Below are 18,304 nucleotides of genomic sequence, written 5' to 3'. Positions count from 1 at the left end.
GGCATCAGGTGCCCCGCGGTGTTCCAAGGTTCTTTGCGAGCAAGCTCGCTCCTACAGAGTCGGGCTCACTTCACGCAACGGCTTGCCACGTACTGGCGCATCGCCTGCTACGTAGTAATCCGCCGTGCTGCGCGGCAGCGGTTGGCGGCCACGGATCTTGTCGGCGATTTTCTCGGCGATCATGATCGTCGGCGCGTTCAGGTTGCCGGTGGTGATGATCGGCATAATCGAGGCATCGACCACACGCAGGCCTTGCATGCCATGCACGCGACCTTCGCCATCGACCACGGCCATTTCGTCGGTGCCCATCTTGCACGAGCAGGAGGGGTGGAACGCGGTTTCGGCGTGCTCACGGATGAACTTATCCAGTTGCTCATCGGTTTGCACCGCGATGCCCGGGCTGATTTCGCGGCCACGGAACGGGTCCAATGCCGGCTGTTGCATGATTTCACGGGTCAGGCGGATGCCATCGCGAAATTCCTGCCAGTCCTGCTCGCTCGCCATGTAGTTGAAGAGGATGCTCGGGTAGTCCCGTGGGTTCTTCGACTTCAGCTGGATGCGGCCACGGCTTGGCGAACGCATGGAACCCATGTGCGCCTGGAAGCCGTGCTCTTTCACACCGTTGCTGCCGTTGTAGTTAATCGCCACCGGCAGGAAGTGGTACTGGATGTTCGGCCATTCGAAGTCTTCACGGGTACGGATAAAGCCGCCCGCTTCGAACTGGTTGCTGGCGCCGATACCGGTGCCGTTGAACAGCCATTCGGCACCGATGGCCGGCTGGTTGTACCAGAGCAGCGACGGGTACAGCGAGACCGGTTGGGTGCACGCGTATTGCAGGTACAACTCAAGGTGGTCCTGCAGGTTTTCACCGACACCTGGCAGGTCATGGACCACCGGGATGTCGAGGCTTTCCAGCAGTTTGGCCGGCCCCACGCCGGAGCGTTGCAGCAGTTGTGGCGAAGCGACGGCGCCGCTGCACACCAGCACTTCCTTACGGGCACGGGCTTCAATGCGTTCTTCGGCACTACCTATCAGGTAGCTCACGCCGACGGCGCGCTTGCCTTCGAACAGTACTTTGTCGGTCAGCGCGTGGGTGACGATGGTCAGGGTCGAACGTTTCTTGGCGGTGTCCAGGTAACCGCGAGCGGTGCTGGCGCGACGGCCGTTCGGCGTCACGGTACGGTCCATCGGGCCGAAGCCTTCTTGCTGGTAGCCGTTCAAGTCGTCGGTACGCGGGTAACCGGCCTGTACGCCTGCTTCCACCATGGCGTGGAACAGTGGGTTATTACCGGCTTTCGGCGTGGTCACGCTGACCGGGCCTTCGCCACCGTGGTAGTCGTTGGGGCCGATGTCACGGGATTCTGCCTTGCGAAAGTACGGCAGGCAGTCCAGGTACGCCCAGTCTTCCAGGCCTGGCAGTTTCGACCAGTTGTCGTAGTCCATGGCGTTGCCACGGATGTAGCACATGCCGTTGATCAGGGAGGAACCGCCCAGGCCTTTGCCGCGACCGCATTCCATCCGGCGGCCGTCCATGTGTGGCTCTGGATCGGTCTCGTAGGCCCAGTTGTAGCGGCGGCCTTGCAGCGGGAAGGCCAAGGCGGCTGGCATCTGGGTACGGAAGTCCAGTCGATAGTCCGGGCCGCCGGCTTCCAGCAACAGGACGGTGACGCCTTCGTCTTCGGTCAGGCGGGTTGCCAAGGTGTTGCCGGCGGAACCGGCACCAACAATGATGTAGTCGTATTCTTGGGACATTAGATGCACCCTCTCTAGATTTGGTCTGCAGCCGCTGCCGAGGCAACGGGGCTGCGATGGGCTGCGAAGCAGCCCCGAGCGGCGGTCCTGCGGACCGCAGCGCAACCTCGTGCCTCGGCAGCGGCTACGGGAGTGGGTTAGAACACCGAGGCGTAGTCGCCCAACTCGACTTGCACGGACTTGATGCGCGTGAAGTTATTGAGCGAGCTGATCCCGTTCTCACGTCCAACACCCGACTGCTTGTAGCCACCAACCGGCATCTTCGCGTCGGACTCGCCCCAGGCGTTGATCCAGCAAATACCGGCTTCCAGTTGATGAATCACGCGGTGAGCGCGGTTCAAGTCCTTGGTGATCAGGCCGGCGGCCAGGCCAAAGTCGGTGTCGTTGGCACGACGGATGACTTCTTCTTCGGTTTCATAGGTGAGGATACTCATCACCGGGCCGAAGATTTCTTCACGGACGATGGTCATCTCGTCGGTGCAGTCAGTGAACACGGTCGGGGCCACGAAGGCGCCCTTGGCGAAATCGCCTTCGGTCAGGCGATCGCCGCCGCACAGCAGGCGGGCGCCTTCTTCTTTACCTTTGGCGATGTAGCCGAGCACGCTTTCCATGTGGGCGAAGCTGACCAGCGGGCCGAAGTTGGTGTTCTCGTCTTCCGGGTTGCCAATGCGAATACGTGCAACGCGTTCAGCGATCTTGGCTTCGAACGCCGCTTGCAGGTGCTTGGGTACGAACACGCGAGTGCCGTTGGTGCAGACCTGGCCGGAGCTGTAGAAGTTGGCCATCATTGCGGTGTCGGCGGCGCGATCCAGATCGGCGTCGTCGAAAATGATCAGCGGCGATTTACCACCCAGCTCCATGGTCACTTCTTTGAGCGAAGAGCTCGAAGCGCTGGCCATGACCTTCTTGCCGGTGTCGGTGCCGCCGGTGAAGGAAATTTTCTCGATGCGCGGGTGCTCGGTCAGCCAGGTGCCAACTTCACGGCCGCTGCCGGTCAGGACGTTGAACACGCCTGCTGGAACGCCGGCTTCGGTGTAGATCTCAGCCAGTTTCAGGGTGGTCAGCGAGGTGACTTCGCTCGGTTTGAAGATCATCGCGTTGCCGGCCGCCAGGGCTGGAGCGGATTTCCACAGGGCGATCTGGATCGGGTAGTTCCATGCGCCGATACCGGCGACAACGCCCAGTGGCTCGCGACGGGTGTAGACAAACGAAGTGTCGCGCAGGGGGATCTGCTCGCCTTCAATCGCCGGCACCAAGCCTGCATAGTATTCCAGCACGTCGGCACCGGTAACGATGTCGACATACTTGGTTTCGGAGAACGCCTTGCCGGTGTCCAGGGTTTCCAGGGCGGCCAGTTCGTCGTTGCGTGCGCGCAGGATGTCCACGGCACGACGCAGAATGCGCGAACGCTCCATGGCAGTCATCGCGGCCCAGATTTTCTGGCCCTTTTCGGCGCTGACCACGGCGCGTTCAACGTCTTCTTTCGTTGCGCGCTGCACTTGGGCGAGAACTTCACCGTTAGCCGGGTTGATGGCTTCGAAGGTGGCATCGCTGCCAGCGTCGCTGTAGCAGCCGTCAATGTAGAGTTTTTGCAGTTCGAAACGGGCCATAAAGTCCTCGCAAGTGCATAAGTGGTTGGCGTTAGCCGCTCAAAGGTGAGGCCATAAGGTTGTGGCAACACCGATCAACAGCAGTTCAGGTGTGAGCGTTTATGTGTGCTCTAACTCACCTGCTTGGCCAATTGAAAATCCATGTATTCGTAAGCGATCCGTTGCGCCTGCTCCGTGTCGAAAGCGTCTCCCGACAATGCGCCGCGCAACCACAAACCGTCGATCAGGGCCGCCAGGCCTCGGGCTGCGCTACGTGCTTCGGACAGCGGCAGCACACGGCGGAACTGGCAGCACAGGTTGGAATACAGGCGGTGATCGTTTATCCGCTGCAACCTGTGCAAAGACGGGTGGTGCATGCTGGTGGCCCAGAAGGCCAGCCAGGTTTTCATCGCCGGGCCGTTGACCTGGCTGGCGTCGAAGTTGCCTGCGATAATCACCTGAAGGTGCGCCCGTGGGCTGTCGTCCTTCAAGGCGAGCCGACGTTCGTGGACGTTCTCGATCAGCGCACTCATCAAGTACCGCATCGTGGCGGCGATCAGGCCATTCTTGTCCTGAAAGTAGTGACTGATGATGCCGTTCGAGACACCGGCCAGACGGGCGATCAGCGCAATGCTGGCATCTCCCATCCCGACCTGATCGATGGCCGTCAATGTGGCTTCGATCAACTGCTGGCGGCGTATGGGTTGCATACCGACCTTGGGCATGTAGCACCTCTCCTCAGGCCTACCGATGGGCGATATACGCCCGTCGGTTTGATGGCCAGTCTATTTTGTTTTGATTGAACGTTCAATCAACAAAGAATAAGATCTGCGACAAATGGTCGCTACCTACAGGTATTTCCTGCGTGTTAGCGGCGACACCTGACACCTGAAAAAACCCTTGAAACCGCTCAAGCCAGCGCTTTGGTGGGGTTCAAGGATTTTCGGGGTGTCTTTATATCACCCGTCCGTCGACTGCCGAAAAAACGATGGCATGGGTCAAGCGCTGCCTTGCGCTCCTCTCTCGCACTGCCTGGAGCATCTGTGCCATGAGTTCTGCCTCTCTGATAAAGACCCCGCCGGAAAAGGTACGGGTCAACGGTTGGGTGTTCTACACCTCCACCGCGTTGATTCTGTTGTTGACCGCTATTTTGATTATCGCCCCGCAAGAGGCCGGTAGAGTGCTCGCGGTGGCACAGGCCTGGCTCTCCAAAAGCTTCGGCTGGTACTACATGGTGGTCATCGCCGCCTACCTGGTATTTGTGGTGGGCCTGGCGTTTTCGTCCTACGGCAAATTGAAGCTGGGCAGCAAGGACGACACCCCTGACTTCAGCTACGGCGCCTGGGCCGGCATGTTGTTCTCGTCGGGGATCGGCATTTCGCTGCTGTACTTCGGTGCGTCCGAGCCGCTGGACCACTACTTCAACCCGCCTGAAGGCGCAGCCGCCAGCAACGGCGCTGCACGTCAAGCATTGCAGTTGACCTTCCTGCATTGGGGGCTGCACGGCTGGGCGATCTACGCATTGGTCGGCCTGGCCGTGGCGTACTTTGCCTACCGTCATAACCAGCCACTGGCTTTGCGCTCGGCGCTGTACCCGTTGGTAGGCGAGCGCTGGGTCAAGGGCGCGGCCGGTCATGCGGTGGACGGCTTCGGTATGTTCGTGACGTTGCTGGGCCTGGTAACCAACCTGGGGATTGGTTCGATGCAAGTGTCGTCCGGGTTGGAAAACCTGTTCGGCATGGAGCACAGCAACACCAACCTGCTGATCGTGATCATCGTGATGAGCACCGTGGCGACCATCGCTGCCGTGTCGGGTGTGGAAAACGGCATTCGCCGCCTGTCCAACCTGAACATTGTGTTGTTCAGCGGCTTGCTGATTTTTGTGCTGTTGTTCGGCCCGACCCTGCACTTGCTTAACGGTCTGGTGCAAAACACCGGCGATTACCTGAACGGCATCGTGCTGAAAACCTTCGACCTCTATGTGTACGAAGGCGACGCCGACAAGACCGAACGCTGGATGGGCCTGTGGACTCTGTTCTACTGGGCCTGGTGGATTTCCTGGGCACCGTTCGTAGGTATGTTCATCGCGCGTATTTCTCGTGGCCGTACCGTACGTGAACTGGTGGCTGGCGTGTTGCTGATCCCATTGGGCTTCACCCTGGCATGGCTGTCGATCTTCGGCAACTCGGCCCTGGACCTGGTGCTTAACCATGGTGCGGTGGAGTTGGGGAAAACTGCCCTGGAGCAGCCGTCCATGGCGATCTACCAATTGCTTGAGTATTACCCGGCGTCGAAAGTCGTCATCGGTGTGTCGATTTTTGTCGGCTTCGTCCTGTTTCTGACCCCGGCGGACTCCGGCGCGGTGATGATGGCGAACCTGTCCTGCAAGGGCGGCAATGTTGACGAAGATGCGCCGCACTGGTTGCGGATTTTCTGGTCGGCGGTGATCACCCTGGTGACCATCGGCCTGCTGTTTGCCGGTAACTTCGAAGCCATGCAAACCATGGTGGTGCTGGCTGGCCTGCCGTTCTCGGTGGTGCTGATTCTCTTCATGTTCGGTCTGCACAAGGCCATGCGCCAGGATGTGGCGATCGAGCTGGAGCAGGCGCAGTTGGCTGAGCGGGGGCGTCGTGGTTTCAGCGAGCGCTTGACCGCCCAGGACCTGCAACCGAGCCAGGCCGTGGTGCAGCGCTTCATGGATAAAAAGGTGACGCCGGCGTTGGAGGAAGCAGCGGTGGCCATGCGCGGCCAAGGGCTGGACGTGCAGACCTTGCTCGGTAAATCCAAACGCTGCATGGGTGTGCGGATCGAGATGGAAGAGGGCAATCCGTTTGTCTACGAGGTGAGCCTGGACGGCTACCTGGCGGGGCCGAGCGAGTCGGCCGACGCGGCGCAAGAGCGCACGCGCTACTACCGCGCCGAGGTTTACCTGCACAACGGGAGTCAGGACTACGACCTGATGGGCTTCACCCCGGAGCAGATCACCCGGGACGTGCTCGATCAGTTTGAAAGCCATCGGCAGCTCCTTGGCCGTGTCTATAGCTGAGTGAACGTTCCCACGCAGAGTGGGAACGTTCAAGCTACTAGCCGAGATTCTTACCCAGCAACGCGTGATACAACTCGCTATCCCCGAGTATTCCCACCACCGTGTTGTTATCGTGCAACACCAGCTTATTCCCGGTGTGGTAGCGGATCTGCAACGCATCGCGCATGCCGATATTGGAGTCCACCAGCGTCGGCACCCGGGCCAGTTCCTCGACCGCCTGCCCAGGCGCCCAGTTCTGCAGGTTCAGTGCGGCGCCATTTTGCCGCGCGCCCTTGATGATGTTGCCTTCGGCCAGGTCGATCCACGAGTCGTCACCTGGGTCCAGGCACACCGAACCGTTGATGCGTTTGCAGTCATCCAGGGTGCGCATCAGGCTGCGGCCGCATAACACGTTCAGCGGGTTGGTATGGGCGACGAAGGTGCGCACATAGTCGTCCGCCGGGTTCAGCACGATCTCTTCCGGCACGCTGTACTGGACGATCTTGCCGTCTTTCATGATTGCGATACGGCTGCCCAGTTTGAGTGCTTCGTCCAGGTCATGGCTGACGAACACAATGGTCTTGTTCAGCTTGCGTTGCAGCTCCAGCAGTTCGTCCTGCAGGCCCTGGCGGATCAGTGGGTCGAGAGCGGAGAAGGGTTCGTCCATCAGCAGAATATCGGCGTCCATCGCCAGGGCGCGAGCCAGGCCAACACGTTGTTGCATGCCACCGGAAAGCTCGTCGGGCTTCTTGTTGCGCCACTGGGTCAGGCCCACCAGCTCAAGTTTTTCATCCACCAGCTTGCGCCGTTCTTTCTCCGGCCGGCCCTGCATTTCCAGGCCAAAGCTGATGTTTTCGCGCACTGTCAGCCAGGGCATCAGGGCGAATTTCTGAAAGACCATGGCGATGCGCTTGGTGCGCATCATTTTCAGCTCGGCCGGGGTGCAGGACGCAATGTCGATTTGCCGGCCTTCATGCTCGACAAACAGCTGGCCACGACTGACGGTGTTCAGGCCGTTGATGCACCGCAGCAGGCTCGACTTGCCAGAGCCGGAAAGACCCATCAGTACGCAGATCTCGCCTTTCTCGATGTCCAGGCTGGCCTTTTCGACACCGACAATCTGCCCGGTCTTTTTCAGGATTTCGTTGCGGCTCATGCCCTGGTCCAGCAGCTTGAGGGCTTCGCGCGGATCCTTGGAGAAAATCACATCGACCTGATCGAAGCGAATGATGCTCATGCGTCACCTCCTACTTTGGCTTCAGGTTGTTTGCAGATACGGTCAAGCATGATCGCCAGCAATACGATCGCCAGGCCTGCCTCGAAGCCCAGGGCGATGTCGGCCGTGTTCAGTGCGTTGACCACCGGCTTGCCGAGGCCGTCGGCGCCCACCAGGGCGGCAATCACCACCATCGACAACGACAGCATGATGCATTGGGTTATGCCGGCGGCAATGCTCGGCATGGCGTGGGGCAGTTCAATGCGCGAGAGCAACTGACGGCGCGAGCAGCCAAAGGCTTTACCGGCGTCCATCAACTCTTGCGGTACATCGCGGATACCCAGGTAGGTCAGGCGGATCGGCGCGGCAATCGCGAACACCACCGTGGAAATCAGGCCTGGCACCACACCCAGCCCGAAGAGGGTCAGGGTAGGGATGAGGTAGACGAAGGTCGGTACGGTCTGCATCAGATCGAGTACCGGCCGCATCAGGGTGTAGAACAACGGTTTGTGCGCGGCAACAATGCCCAGCGGCACACCGATGACCACGCAGACCAGGGTGGCGAACAGCACCTGCGCCAGGGTCTCCATGGTTTCCTGCCAGTAACCCAGGTTGAGGATCAGCAGGAAGGAGGCGATGACGAAAACAGTCAGCCCCCATTTACGTTGAATAAAGTGAGCCAGCAGCGCAATCAGACCGATCAATGCCAGTGGGTTGAACCAGGTCAGCGCAAAAGTCACGCCGTGGATCATCGTTTCCAGTGTCGATGCGATTGCGTCGAAGTAGTTGGCGCCGTGTTGCGTCAACCAATCAACGAAGGCAGCGGTGTACTGGCCTAATGGGATTTTTTGTTCAATCAGCATGGTAGTGAGTGTCCACATGCGAAGGGGAAAACATCCTTGGCCGGCGTACCGACCCAGGATCAGCGGTTGTTTTTTTCAGCGGTACTCGCCTACTGGGCGAGATAGGCTGTTACGGCCTCAAGTCCTGGTTTGCCATCAACGGTGGTGACACCGGCCAGCCAGGTGGCGAGCACTTGCGGGTTGTTCTTCAGCCAAGCCTTGGCCGCGACATCGGGTTTTATCTTGTCGTCCAGGACATTCCCCATCAGGGTGCTTTCCATGTCCAGGGTGAACACCAGGTTTTTCAGCAGTTGGCCGACGTTGCTGCATTCCTGGGTGTAGCCCTTGCGGGTGTTGGTATAGATAGTGGCCTGGCCGTAGTTGGGGCCGAAGGAGTCATCACCCCCGGTCAGGTACTTCATCTTGAAGCGGGTGTTCATCGGGTGCGGTTCCCAGCCCAGGAACACTACGGCGGTGTCGCGGCGCTGAGCGCGTTCAACCTGGGACAGCATGCCGGCTTCGCTGGACTCCACGATCTTGAAACCAGCCTCTTTCAAGCCGAAGGCGTTCTTGTCGATCAGGCTCTGGATGGTGCGGTTGCCGTCGTTACCGGGTTCGATGCCGTAAATCTTGCCGCCCAGTTCCTTCTTGAATTTGGTGATGTCGGCGAAGTCTTTCAAGCCTTTGTTGTACAGCGCCTCGGGAACCGCCAGGGTGTATTTGGCGTTCTCCAGGTTGGCCCGTACGGTTTCCACGGTGCCGGCATCACGGTACTGCTTGATGTCGTTTTCCATGGTCGGCATCCAGTTGCCAAGGAAAACGTCCATGTTCTTGCCGTCGGCCAGGGACTTGTAGGTCACCGGAACGGAAATCATCGTGGTGCGGGTCTTATAGCCGAGGCCCTTGAGAACTTCGCTGGTGGTCGCTGTAGTGACGGTGATGTCGGTCCAACCGACATCGGAGAAGTTGACGGTTTTGCATTGTTCCGGCTCTGCGGCTTGAACCCCTAGGGGGAGACTCAACATGGCGGCCAACAACAACGGGTGGGAACCTTTCATGGGTTTGGACTCCTGATGTTTTTCTGGCGGCGTTTCACCGCGCTTTATAGGTGTTGCGGTTGGGGCATGCGACACACCCAAGCCCTGGTGCCTTGCAAGCGAGTCGAGACTGATCATGTACCAGCGAAAATCTGACGCCTACAGGGGGCGTCGTATCCAGTACAGGGATGGTCGTATCCAGTGTCGCTGACGTCGCTTACAGCTTTTTTCAAAGCAAAAACTGCACCTTCTGCCGATCTGCACTGCAAAAAACGGCCCTGAGGGTGATAGCACACGTGCGGCGCTGGTGAGCATGGGTACGTCGGTGTGAGACGTCGTGCTCGGCAACAAAAGCTTGATGATGCCGCCATCTGAGCGGGTTGCGACTTGAGCGTAGCAGCTACGTTACCAAACGTTTATTACGCCTGGCATGTGCTCATCGAGGAGTTTCACGGTAATGGCTATCAGCGTTTTCGACTTGTTCAAGATCGGCATTGGCCCATCCAGTTCTCACACCGTCGGCCCCATGCGCGCCGCGGCGTTGTTCGTTCAAGGACTGCGTGAACGAGGTTTGTTGGAACAGGTACGGCGCGTGGAAGTTCAACTTTTCGGTTCGTTATCTGCCACCGGCATCGGTCATGGCAGTGACAATGCGACGATCATGGGCCTGATGGGTGAATGGCCGGATGCAATTGACCCGTCGCAAATCGGCCTGCGCATTGAGCGTCTGCGCGAGACCAATACCTTACTTCTGGATGGGCGGTTGCCTGTGTCGTTCGTCTGGGCGCGGGACATGCTGTTGGTCGATGAAAACCTGCCATTCCACCCCAACGCCATGACCCTGATGGTGTTCGGTGATAACGGTGAATTGCATCGTGACACCTACTATTCAGTGGGCGGTGGTTTTGTAGTGGATCAAGCCCAGGCCAGCAGCGGTGTGGCGGATATGGATCGCACCGAACTGCCTTACGAGTTCTCCAGCGCAGCCGAACTGCTGGGCTTGTGCCGCACCCATAACCTGCGGGTGGCCGAACTGATGCTTGCCAATGAAAAAGCCTGGCGCTCGGAAGAAGAAATCCGCAGCGCCCTGATGACGCTCTGGCGTGCCATGCAGGACTGTGTCGAGCAGGGCCTCAAGCACGAAGGCATTCTTCCGGGTGGCCTCAATGTACGGCGCCGGGCGGCCAGATTGCACCGCAGCTTGCAGGAGCTGAACAAACCCAATGTGATCGGCTCGACCTTGAGCGCGATGGAATGGGTCAACCTGTTCGCCCTGGCGGTGAACGAAGAAAACGCCGCTGGCGGGCGGATGGTGACGGCGCCGACCAATGGGGCGGCGGGGATCATTCCGGCGGTGCTGCACTACTTTATGAAGTTCAGCGAGATAGTGACTGAAGCCAACGTTATCGACTATTTCCTTGGCGCGGCGGCAGTAGGAATCCTGTGTAAAAAGAACGCTTCGATTTCCGGCGCCGAAGTGGGTTGCCAGGGTGAGGTGGGCTCGGCCTGCGCCATGGCAGCAGCGGGGCTGGCGGAGATTCTCGGTGCTACGCCGGAACAGCTGTGCAATGCGGCGGAGATTGGTTTGGAGCATAACCTTGGCCTGACGTGCGACCCTGTGGGTGGACTGGTACAGGTGCCGTGCATCGAGCGCAATGCGATCGCCGCGGTGAAAGCGATCAATGCGGCGCAGATGGCGTTGCGTGGCGATGGCCAGCATTTTATCTCGCTGGACCGGGTGATCCGGACCATGCGCGATACCGGTGCGGACATGCATGACAAATACAAGGAGACGTCGCGGGGTGGGTTGGCGGTGAGTGCGGTTGAGTGTTGACCGGCCGCGATGATCGTTCCCATCCGTGGGAACGATCAAATGTTGCGCATTAAGTGAGCATCCGGATCCCATCGCGCCACCTTTTGGCGCGTCGTAATTAGATAAGTAGCTTGCGAACGATCAGCCCTCATAACCGCCTGTCATCGTGCTTGTGGTGACAGACTCTTCCCATCTCGTTTCTCCTTCTTCCCACAAGTGCTACCGAACTGCTCACACGCTTTGAGGCTGCTTCTCCACCTGCCTTTTTGGGGCATATCCCGCACTCCGGGCGCGGGCTTATGTAGACGTGTCATGAGGTCGTTTTCAGGAGTTATTGAATGCGCATTCAACTTTAGGCATGGCATTTGCTCTATCAATTCCAAGCCTCCCTCTTCAAGAGAGGAGCGCAATAACAAGAGCCTCGTCTGAGGCCATCACCTGCTTTGTGTGAGGAGATACCACGATGACGTCGTTCAACGCCGGGACTCAACCCCAGAACCGTGCACCTCAATCCATTGGCTTTTTGCTGCTGGACAATTTCACGCTGATTTCCCTGGCTTCCGCAGTCGAGCCACTGCGCATGGCCAACCAGCTGTCCGGTCGCGAGCTGTATCGCTGGACGACGTTGAGTGTTGACGGAAACCAGGTGTGGGCCAGCGACGGCCTGCAAATCACTCCCGATGCTTGCATGCACAAAGCCCCGGCCCTGGACGTTGTGATTGTCTGCGGCGGCGTGGGTATCCAGCGCACCGTCACCCGTGAGCATGTGTCATGGCTGCAAGGCCAGGCGCGCCAGTCCCGCCGTCTCGGCGCGGTATGTACCGGCAGTTGGGCATTGGCTTGTGCGGGTCTGCTGGACGGTTTTGATTGCAGCGTGCACTGGGAATGCCTGGCGTCGATGCAGGAAGCCTTTCCTCGAGTGGTCATGAGCACACGCCTGTTCACCCTCGATCGCAACCGCTTCACCAGCTCCGGCGGCACGGCGCCGTTGGACATGATGTTGCACCTGATCAGCCGCGAGCACGGCCGTGAATTGTCGGCGGCAATTTCCGAAATGTTTGTCTACGAACGCATCCGCAATGAGCAGGATCATCAGCGCGTGCCGCTCAAGCACATGCTTGGCACCAACCAGCCGAAGTTGCAGGAAATCGTTGCGTTGATGGAGGCCAACCTGGAAGAACCCATCGACCTTGATGAGTTGGCGGTGTATGTCGCGGTTTCCCGGCGTCAATTGGAGCGTTTGTTCCAGAAATACCTGCATTGTTCGCCGTCGCGCTATTACCTCAAGCTGCGCCTGATCCGGGCGCGGCAGTTGCTCAAGCAAACGCCGATGTCGATCATCGAAGTGGCGTCGGTGTGTGGTTTTGTCTCCACACCGCACTTCTCCAAGTGCTACCGCGAATATTTCGGCATTCCGCCACGGGACGAGCGCGTAGGCTCCAACACCACCCAGCAAGTGATGCTGATGGCGACTCCTCCGGCGCTGGTGCTGTCGCCGTTGTCGGCGTTGAGCCAGGCACGCAACGAGTCGACTTTCGCCAGCGTACGGCTCTAAACCGAGTCGCCTGGATTGATTGTTCCCACTGCGGGTGGGAACAATCCGCGGTCGATTATCAGGCCCCGGAGTTCTGTTTGAACTGCGCCAGTGCCGGCAACAATTGCTTGTCGATCGCCTGCCGCACCGTTGGCAAAATTGTTGCACTGCTGGAGTACATCTGCTCAACCATACCCTTAAGCGCTTTGGCCCGCGCTTCACTCAAGCCACGCACCGCACATTCGCAAGCCTGCTCGGCGGTGGCGCCGCTGGACACTTCGAAACCCAACGACCGCAGTTGGCCAAGCAGGTCATCCTGATCAATCAAATCCGCGTGCATCATGACATTTATCCTTGTTAGGGAGGCGGGGGCTGGACTCGATTCTGGTAGGCCATCGCTCTGTCGGCAAGGACTGAATGCGTGAATGGTCGTGACACCTATGAGCAGGTCGTTTTCGGCTAACTCGCCAGGGTCGGGAGTGGGCACACTGTGTTCAAGCAAGCAGCTTGAAGGTTTGGTCACCCTCGGGATGCGCAGCTCACACAAAGCACTCTGCCCCGATCCTGTCACGGCTTGATCGGGGCTTTTTTTGCCTGCCTGCCAGGTGCGAAGGGGTTATCGCTGTAACACCAGAATGCGCGACAACAACTCATCCCGGTCGATGTAGCAGCCCTGGAAGTGCCGCGCTCCAGAGGCAGGGTCGAAAGCATGGCGCGCATGCAACGTGCGGCGGTTGTCAAAGCACCACAGTTCGCCGGGGTTCAGTCGCTTGACCAAGCGAAACCGGTCTTCCCGTGTCATTGCAATAAAGCGCCGGTAAGCGTGGTACAGCAATGGCATTTGTTCCACCGATGCCTCAAACGGACCACGCAGAAAGTTGGCCATGCGAATCTCCGCCACCTCACCCAAGGCGTCCAAGGCAATGATCGGCGCCAGGCGGCGATAGTCGCTGTGGCGGTCCTTGTTGCGAAACTCAACGGGGATCTCGCACAGCACACGAAACGCTTCGGGATTCTCGTCGCGCAGAGCGTGGGCAATGGCAAAACCGTCGACAAAGATACTCTCACCGCCGTCGGCGTCGTTGACCAGGCAGTGCAAGAATTGCAAGCCCGGTTGCAACTCGCGGGTCGGCAGGTCGCTGTGCAGGGGCAGGTTGAACGCGGTGTAGGCGTTACTGTCGGCATCGGCCTTGGATTGCACGTTGAACAGCACACCGAAATTGCTTTCGCGGATGAACGAAATGCGCTTGGCGATCAGTGCCAGGGAGCCGGGTTCGGTGGGCACGCCACTTACCTGCGTCAGGCCGCTGTCGCGCAGGGCCAATAACCATTGCAACAATGTGTTGGGGTCTTCCATCAAGGCGGCGTAGTCAAATACCGGCAGCTCAAAACGGCTGTCCCACAGCTTGGGTTTTGCCTTGGCGTCCCGGCGCTCGGCGCGGGATTCATCGTCGTAGGCATGGGCCCGCAACCAGCCGGGATCGAACCGGCTACTGTGGCCGCCATGCCACTCCACGCACAGGCAGCCCTGATCGATATGCACACTGAGGGCGGTGAGGTCTTCGTCGACATCGACGATTTCCAGCACCTGCTCACGGGTCACGTTATAAACGCAGAGCGGGCACGGGCAATTGTCCCGCAACCACTGATGATGAAACGGACTGGCCCGGCCATCAGCCCATTGCACCCGCAACTGGTCGGGTAATAACTCGACGCTGGCCAGCGCGCTGATCAATGGGTAAGTACGGAAGTCGGCAACGGCGGCGGTGTTCATGACGATTCCTTATTTTGAGGGTGGCAGTCCAATCACTCGGCCGAGGAGCGCAGGTTTCGGCAGGTCGGCTTGTTCGGCGCTGATGGCTGCCAGCCTGCCCAGCACGGCTTCACTGAATGGCGCCGAATGCGGTCCGGCGAGATCCACATGCAGCAGCATTTGCTCATTGCCGGCCAGCTCTCGCGCTTCGCCTACCAGGTGCAGGCTGTGATAGAGGTGCAGGCGTTTGCGGTCGTGAGCGATGAGTTGGGTGTGGACTTCAACCTCGGCACCCAGCTTCACCTCATGCAGATAGTTCAGGTGCAGTTCCAGGGTGAACAACGAGTGGCCGCTGGCTTCGCGGTTGTCGCTGGTAAGACCCAGGGTGTCCATCAGCGCATCGGTGGCATAGCTGAAGACCAGCAGGTAGAACGCGTCGCGCAGATGGCCGTTGTAGTCGACCCATTCGGGGATGATCTTGGTGGTGTAAGTGGTGAGAGCGGGCATGGTTGGGGTTCCGCAGGTTGATGATCGTTTAATGAACGCTCCCACGCTCTGCGCGGGCACGATCAATCACTCGGCAAAGGTCATCCCGTGCTTTTCCTTGATGGTCTTCACCGCCTCCAGCACTGCCAGCAAACAATCATCACGATAGCGCTCCAGGGCCGAAATGCTGTGGCTACCCAACTGTGCACTGGTCCCGTCCACCACATCATCGATCAGCTTGTCGGTCAGTTCCGGCGCCGGCAGGTAGGTCCATGGCAACTGCAGCGCCGGCCCGAACTGCGCCATGAAATGCCGCATCCCGGCATCGCCGCCCGCCAGGGTGTAGGTCAGGAATGTGCCCATGAACGACCAGCGCAAACCAGCGCCAAAGCGGATCGCATCGTCGATCTCGCCGGTGGTTGCCACGCCATCGTTGACCAAGTGCAGCGCTTCACGCCACAGCGCTTCCAGCAGACGGTCGGCAATAAAGCCGGGAACTTCCTTGCGCACATGCAGGGGGCGCATGCCCAGTGATTCATAGACCTTGATCGCTGCCTGGATCGCCTCGGGCGCCGTGTTCTTGCCGCCGACCACCTCTACGAGTGGCAGCAGGTAAACCGGGTTGAACGGGTGACCGACTACACAGCGTTCCGGGTGGGACGCGCTTTCATAGAATTCGCTGGGCAATAGCCCCGACGTGCTGGAGCCGATCAACGCATTGGGCTTGGCTGCGGCGCTGATCTTACTGTGCAGTTCCAGTTTCAGTTCCAGGCGTTCCGGGGCGCTCTCCTGGATGAAGTCGGCATCTTTTACGCATTCTTCGATGGTGGCGACAAAACGTAGGCGGTCCTGGGACGCACCCGGTGCCAGGCCTTGTTTTTCCAGGGCGCCCCAGGCGTTGGCGACACGCTTGCGCAAAGCCGCTTCAGCCCCGGGCGCCGGGTCCCAGGCCACTACATCGAGGCCGTGGGCGAGGGCGCGGGACACCCAGCCGCTGCCGATGACACCACTGCCCAGGGCGGCGAAGGTTTTGATTTCGGTGATAAATTTCATGGTGATGGTCTCGAAAAATGTGATGAGCCTCTGTAGGCGCGAGCTTGCTCGCGAAGGTATTCCAGGCGCAGTGCGGTGCCGGATGTACCTTTTTCGCGAGCAAGCTCGCTCCTACAGAGGGGTGTGATAGATCAGCCGCGCTTGGTCAGGCCCATTTTCACGCGGCCTTCGGCCGGGGTCATGACCCGCGCGCCCAGGCGGCTGAGGATCTCGCTGGCGCGTTCCACCAGTTGCCCATTGGTCGCCAGCACGCCCTTGTCCAGCCACAGGTTGTCTTCCAGGCCAACCCGTACGTTGCCGCCCAGCAGTACGGCTTGGGCCGCCATCGGCATCTGCATGCGGCCAATGCCGAAGCCGGCCCACACGGCGTCCGCCGGCAGGTTGTCGACCATGGCTTTCATGGTGGTGGTGTCGGCCGGCGCGCCCCACGGGATGCCCAGGCACAGCTGGAACAGCGGGTTGTCGAGCAAGCCTTCCTTGATCATCTGCTTGGCGAACCACAGGTGTCCGGTGTCGAAAATTTCCAGCTCGGCTTTAACCCCCAGCTCTTGAATACGTTTGGCGCCAGCGCGCAGTTGGGCCGGGGTGGAGACGTAAATGGTGTCGCCATCGCCGAAGTTCAGGGTGCCGCAGTCCAGGGTGCAGATTTCCGGCAGCAGTTCTTCAACGTGGGCCAGGCGGGTCAGCGGGCCGACCAGGTCGGTGTTGGGACCGAACTCCATGGGGTTCTCGCCGCCGCCGATCTCCAGGTCGCCACCCATGCCGGCGGTAAGGTTGACGATGATGTCGATGTCGGCCTCGCGGATGCGCTCCATCACCTCGCGATACAGCGCCACGTCACGGCTGAACTTGCCGGTTTGGGGGTCACGCACATGGCAGTGAACCACGGTGGCGCCAGCCTTGGCGGCTTCCACCGCAGCGGCGGCGATTTGTTTCGGGGTGACCGGCACGTGGGGGCTTCTGGCGCTCGTGTCGCCAGCACCGGTGAGTGCGCAGGTGATGATGACGTCGTGGTTCATGGGGCAGGTTCCTTACAGGCGTGGTGGTGCCGTTCGCAGCCAAAGACGACTGCGAAGCGGTGCTTGAAAAAATGTTATTTGCTGGTCAATTGCAGATTGGCCGCTGCGGGTTTGCCGTCAAAGGTGGTCACGCCTTCCAGCCAGCGCTGCTGGTCTTGCGGGTGGTCCTTGAGCCATTGCCTGGCGGATTCAAAAGCGTCCTTGTGATCCAGCAACGGCTGCATCATCCGGCTCTCGTCGGCGGCGGTGAACGTCAGGTTGGTCAGCAATTTATGAATGTTCGGGCATTGTTTTGCATAGGTTGGCGCGGTGACGGTCCAGACCGTGGCCATGCCTTCATTCGGGCCCAGGGCCTCTTCACTGCCGGTGAGGTAGGTCATCGCGACGTTGACGTTCATCGGGTGCGGTGCCCAACCGAAGAACACCACGGCTTCCTTGCGCCGTACGGCACGATCCACCGCCGCGAGCATGCCGGCCTCGCTGGATTCGACCAATTGGAATTTTCCGAGGCCAAACTGGTTCTTGGTGATCATTGCCTTGATCTGGGTATTGGCGCCGGAGCCGGGTTCTATGCCGTAGATCTTGCCGCCCAGCTCTTTTTCGAACTTGGCGATGTCCGCGAAGGTCTTCAGGCCCTTGTCCGCCAGGTAAGTCGGTACCGCCAGGGTAGCGCGCGCGTCCTTGAGGCTGGGCGTGTCGAGAACCTTGACCTGCCCGGCGTCGACAAAGGGCGTGATGGTCTGGGTCATCAGCGGGTTCCAATAACCGAGGAACAGGTCCAGGCGCTGGTCGCGGATCCCGGCGAAGATGATTTGCTGGGAGGCGCTGGTTTGTTTGGTCTTGTAGCCGAGGCCGTCGAGCAACACTTGAGTCATGGCGCTGGTGGCGATCACGTCGGTCCAGTTCACCACGCCCATGCGCACCTTCTGGCACGAAGCTGCGTCGGCTGCCATTACGCTGGTGCTAAAGATGGCGCTGGCGCTGAGCGCAAGCACGCAACGGTTGATCAGTCGGTTCATGGTGAATTCCTCGGCAGGTGGTTATTGTGGGTTCCGGCGTCTTTGTGCGCCGTGCAGCCAAGTTACGCAGCTTGTGGTTGTACAAAGCGCACGGCGGCGACCCGCTTTTGCACTGCAGCGACCTGTGCTCTTGAATGACCGATTGAACTGGCGTATCACAGTGGCC

At 59.7% G+C, this 18,304-nt stretch carries 15 protein-coding genes; 3 read left to right on the top strand and 12 right to left on the bottom strand.

Annotation, left to right across the window (positions count from 1 at the left end):
- Positions 1–51 precede the first annotated feature (51 nt).
- From betA to betI, 3 genes are all read right to left on the bottom strand, one after another.
- On the bottom strand, positions 52–1,752 hold the full coding sequence (betA, locus tag GIR22_RS08290; RefSeq protein ID WP_154742864.1) for a choline dehydrogenase: 1,701 nt from the start codon (positions 1,750–1,752) through the stop codon (positions 52–54).
- Between the two features lie 137 nt (positions 1,753–1,889).
- A complete protein-coding gene (betB, locus tag GIR22_RS08285; protein ID WP_154742863.1) occupies positions 1,890–3,362 on the bottom strand; it encodes a betaine-aldehyde dehydrogenase in 1,473 nt (490 codons plus the stop codon).
- A gap of 110 nt (positions 3,363–3,472) precedes the next feature.
- Positions 3,473–4,066, bottom strand: a complete 594-nt coding sequence (betI, locus tag GIR22_RS08280; RefSeq protein WP_154742862.1) for a transcriptional regulator BetI — start codon at positions 4,064–4,066, stop codon at positions 3,473–3,475.
- 380 nt (positions 4,067–4,446) lie between these two features.
- Between betI and GIR22_RS08275 the strand changes: the two genes are divergently transcribed.
- Entirely contained in the window at positions 4,447–6,387 is a 1,941-nt protein-coding gene (locus tag GIR22_RS08275; protein WP_343039642.1) for a BCCT family transporter, read from the top strand.
- 37 nt (positions 6,388–6,424) lie between these two features.
- On the opposite strand, the gene choV is transcribed toward GIR22_RS08275, so the two are convergent.
- The 3 genes from choV to GIR22_RS08260 all read right to left on the bottom strand — a co-directional run bounded on the left by choV (position 6,425) and on the right by GIR22_RS08260 (position 9,482).
- Positions 6,425–7,603, bottom strand: coding sequence for a choline ABC transporter ATP-binding protein (gene choV / locus GIR22_RS08270; protein ID WP_154742860.1), 1,179 nt, complete (start codon positions 7,601–7,603; stop codon positions 6,425–6,427).
- Positions 7,600–8,445, bottom strand: coding sequence for a choline ABC transporter permease subunit (gene choW, locus GIR22_RS08265; RefSeq protein WP_154742859.1), 846 nt, complete (start codon positions 8,443–8,445; stop codon positions 7,600–7,602). The genes choV and choW overlap by 4 nt, the downstream gene beginning before the upstream one ends.
- Before the next feature lie 89 nt (positions 8,446–8,534).
- Positions 8,535–9,482, bottom strand: coding sequence for a choline ABC transporter substrate-binding protein (locus GIR22_RS08260; protein ID WP_154742858.1), 948 nt, complete (start codon positions 9,480–9,482; stop codon positions 8,535–8,537).
- A 436-nt stretch (positions 9,483–9,918) separates the two neighbouring features.
- On the opposite strand from GIR22_RS08260, the gene GIR22_RS08255 reads away from it, so the two are divergent.
- Together GIR22_RS08255 and gbdR are read left to right on the top strand one after the other, a co-directional pair.
- Positions 9,919–11,295: an L-serine ammonia-lyase gene (locus GIR22_RS08255; protein ID WP_154742857.1), complete on the top strand. Its 1,377-nt coding sequence runs from the start codon at positions 9,919–9,921 to the stop codon at positions 11,293–11,295.
- 442 nt (positions 11,296–11,737) lie between these two features.
- Positions 11,738–12,829 carry a choline metabolism transcriptional regulator GbdR gene (gene gbdR, locus GIR22_RS08250; RefSeq protein ID WP_154742856.1) on the top strand — a complete coding sequence of 364 codons (1,092 nt, stop codon included), beginning with the start codon at positions 11,738–11,740 and terminating at the stop codon, positions 12,827–12,829.
- A 58-nt stretch (positions 12,830–12,887) separates the two neighbouring features.
- Here the strand turns inward: gbdR and GIR22_RS08245 are convergent, their stop codons facing one another.
- The 6 genes from GIR22_RS08245 to GIR22_RS08220 form a co-directional block, all read right to left on the bottom strand.
- Positions 12,888–13,151 (bottom strand): hypothetical protein, encoded by a 264-nt coding sequence (locus tag GIR22_RS08245; protein WP_154742855.1) that lies wholly within the window; start codon positions 13,149–13,151, stop codon positions 12,888–12,890.
- Between the two features lie 273 nt (positions 13,152–13,424).
- Positions 13,425–14,582, bottom strand: coding sequence for a gamma-butyrobetaine dioxygenase (locus GIR22_RS08240; RefSeq protein ID WP_154742854.1), 1,158 nt, complete (start codon positions 14,580–14,582; stop codon positions 13,425–13,427).
- A gap of 9 nt (positions 14,583–14,591) precedes the next feature.
- Complete coding sequence (locus GIR22_RS08235; RefSeq protein WP_154742853.1) at positions 14,592–15,068, bottom strand: thioesterase family protein; 477 nt, start codon at positions 15,066–15,068, stop codon at positions 14,592–14,594.
- A 66-nt stretch (positions 15,069–15,134) separates the two neighbouring features.
- Positions 15,135–16,100 (bottom strand): L-carnitine dehydrogenase, encoded by a 966-nt coding sequence (locus GIR22_RS08230; RefSeq protein ID WP_154742852.1) that lies wholly within the window; start codon positions 16,098–16,100, stop codon positions 15,135–15,137.
- Positions 16,101–16,231: 131 nt separating this feature from the next.
- Positions 16,232–17,119: a 3-dehydrocarnitine:acetyl-CoA trimethylamine transferase CdhC gene (cdhC, locus tag GIR22_RS08225; RefSeq protein WP_154742851.1), complete on the bottom strand. Its 888-nt coding sequence runs from the start codon at positions 17,117–17,119 to the stop codon at positions 16,232–16,234.
- A gap of 74 nt (positions 17,120–17,193) precedes the next feature.
- On the bottom strand, positions 17,194–18,138 hold the full coding sequence (locus GIR22_RS08220) for a choline ABC transporter substrate-binding protein (RefSeq protein ID WP_154742850.1): 945 nt from the start codon (positions 18,136–18,138) through the stop codon (positions 17,194–17,196).
- Positions 18,139–18,304: the final 166 nt, after the last annotated feature.

The sequence above is a fragment of the Pseudomonas karstica genome (assembly GCF_009707515.1).
Classification (GTDB): domain Bacteria; phylum Pseudomonadota; class Gammaproteobacteria; order Pseudomonadales; family Pseudomonadaceae; genus Aquipseudomonas; species Aquipseudomonas karstica.
The sequence above is the reverse complement of the archived record's forward strand: the minus strand, read 5'-3'. Positions and strand labels throughout refer to the sequence as shown.

Excerpts from the sequence above, each read along its gene's own strand:
- betA (WP_154742864.1), bottom strand. The coding sequence starts at position 1,752 with ATGTCCCAAGAATACGACTACATCATTGTTGGTGCCGGTTCCGCCGGC.
- betB (WP_154742863.1), bottom strand. The coding sequence starts at position 3,362 with ATGGCCCGTTTCGAACTGCAAAAACTCTACATTGACGGCTGCTACAGC.
- betI (WP_154742862.1), bottom strand. The coding sequence starts at position 4,066 with ATGCCCAAGGTCGGTATGCAACCCATACGCCGCCAGCAGTTGATCGAA.
- choV (WP_154742860.1), bottom strand. The coding sequence starts at position 7,603 with ATGAGCATCATTCGCTTCGATCAGGTCGATGTGATTTTCTCCAAGGAT.
- choW (WP_154742859.1), bottom strand. The coding sequence starts at position 8,445 with ATGCTGATTGAACAAAAAATCCCATTAGGCCAGTACACCGCTGCCTTC.
- GIR22_RS08260 (WP_154742858.1), bottom strand. The coding sequence starts at position 9,482 with ATGAAAGGTTCCCACCCGTTGTTGTTGGCCGCCATGTTGAGTCTCCCC.
- GIR22_RS08255 (WP_154742857.1), top strand. The coding sequence starts at position 9,919 with ATGGCTATCAGCGTTTTCGACTTGTTCAAGATCGGCATTGGCCCATCC.
- gbdR (WP_154742856.1), top strand. The coding sequence starts at position 11,738 with ATGACGTCGTTCAACGCCGGGACTCAACCCCAGAACCGTGCACCTCAA.
- GIR22_RS08245 (WP_154742855.1), bottom strand. The coding sequence starts at position 13,151 with ATGATGCACGCGGATTTGATTGATCAGGATGACCTGCTTGGCCAACTG.
- GIR22_RS08240 (WP_154742854.1), bottom strand. The coding sequence starts at position 14,582 with ATGAACACCGCCGCCGTTGCCGACTTCCGTACTTACCCATTGATCAGC.
- GIR22_RS08235 (WP_154742853.1), bottom strand. The coding sequence starts at position 15,068 with ATGCCCGCTCTCACCACTTACACCACCAAGATCATCCCCGAATGGGTC.
- GIR22_RS08230 (WP_154742852.1), bottom strand. The coding sequence starts at position 16,100 with ATGAAATTTATCACCGAAATCAAAACCTTCGCCGCCCTGGGCAGTGGT.
- cdhC (WP_154742851.1), bottom strand. The coding sequence starts at position 17,119 with ATGAACCACGACGTCATCATCACCTGCGCACTCACCGGTGCTGGCGAC.
- GIR22_RS08220 (WP_154742850.1), bottom strand. The coding sequence starts at position 18,138 with ATGAACCGACTGATCAACCGTTGCGTGCTTGCGCTCAGCGCCAGCGCC.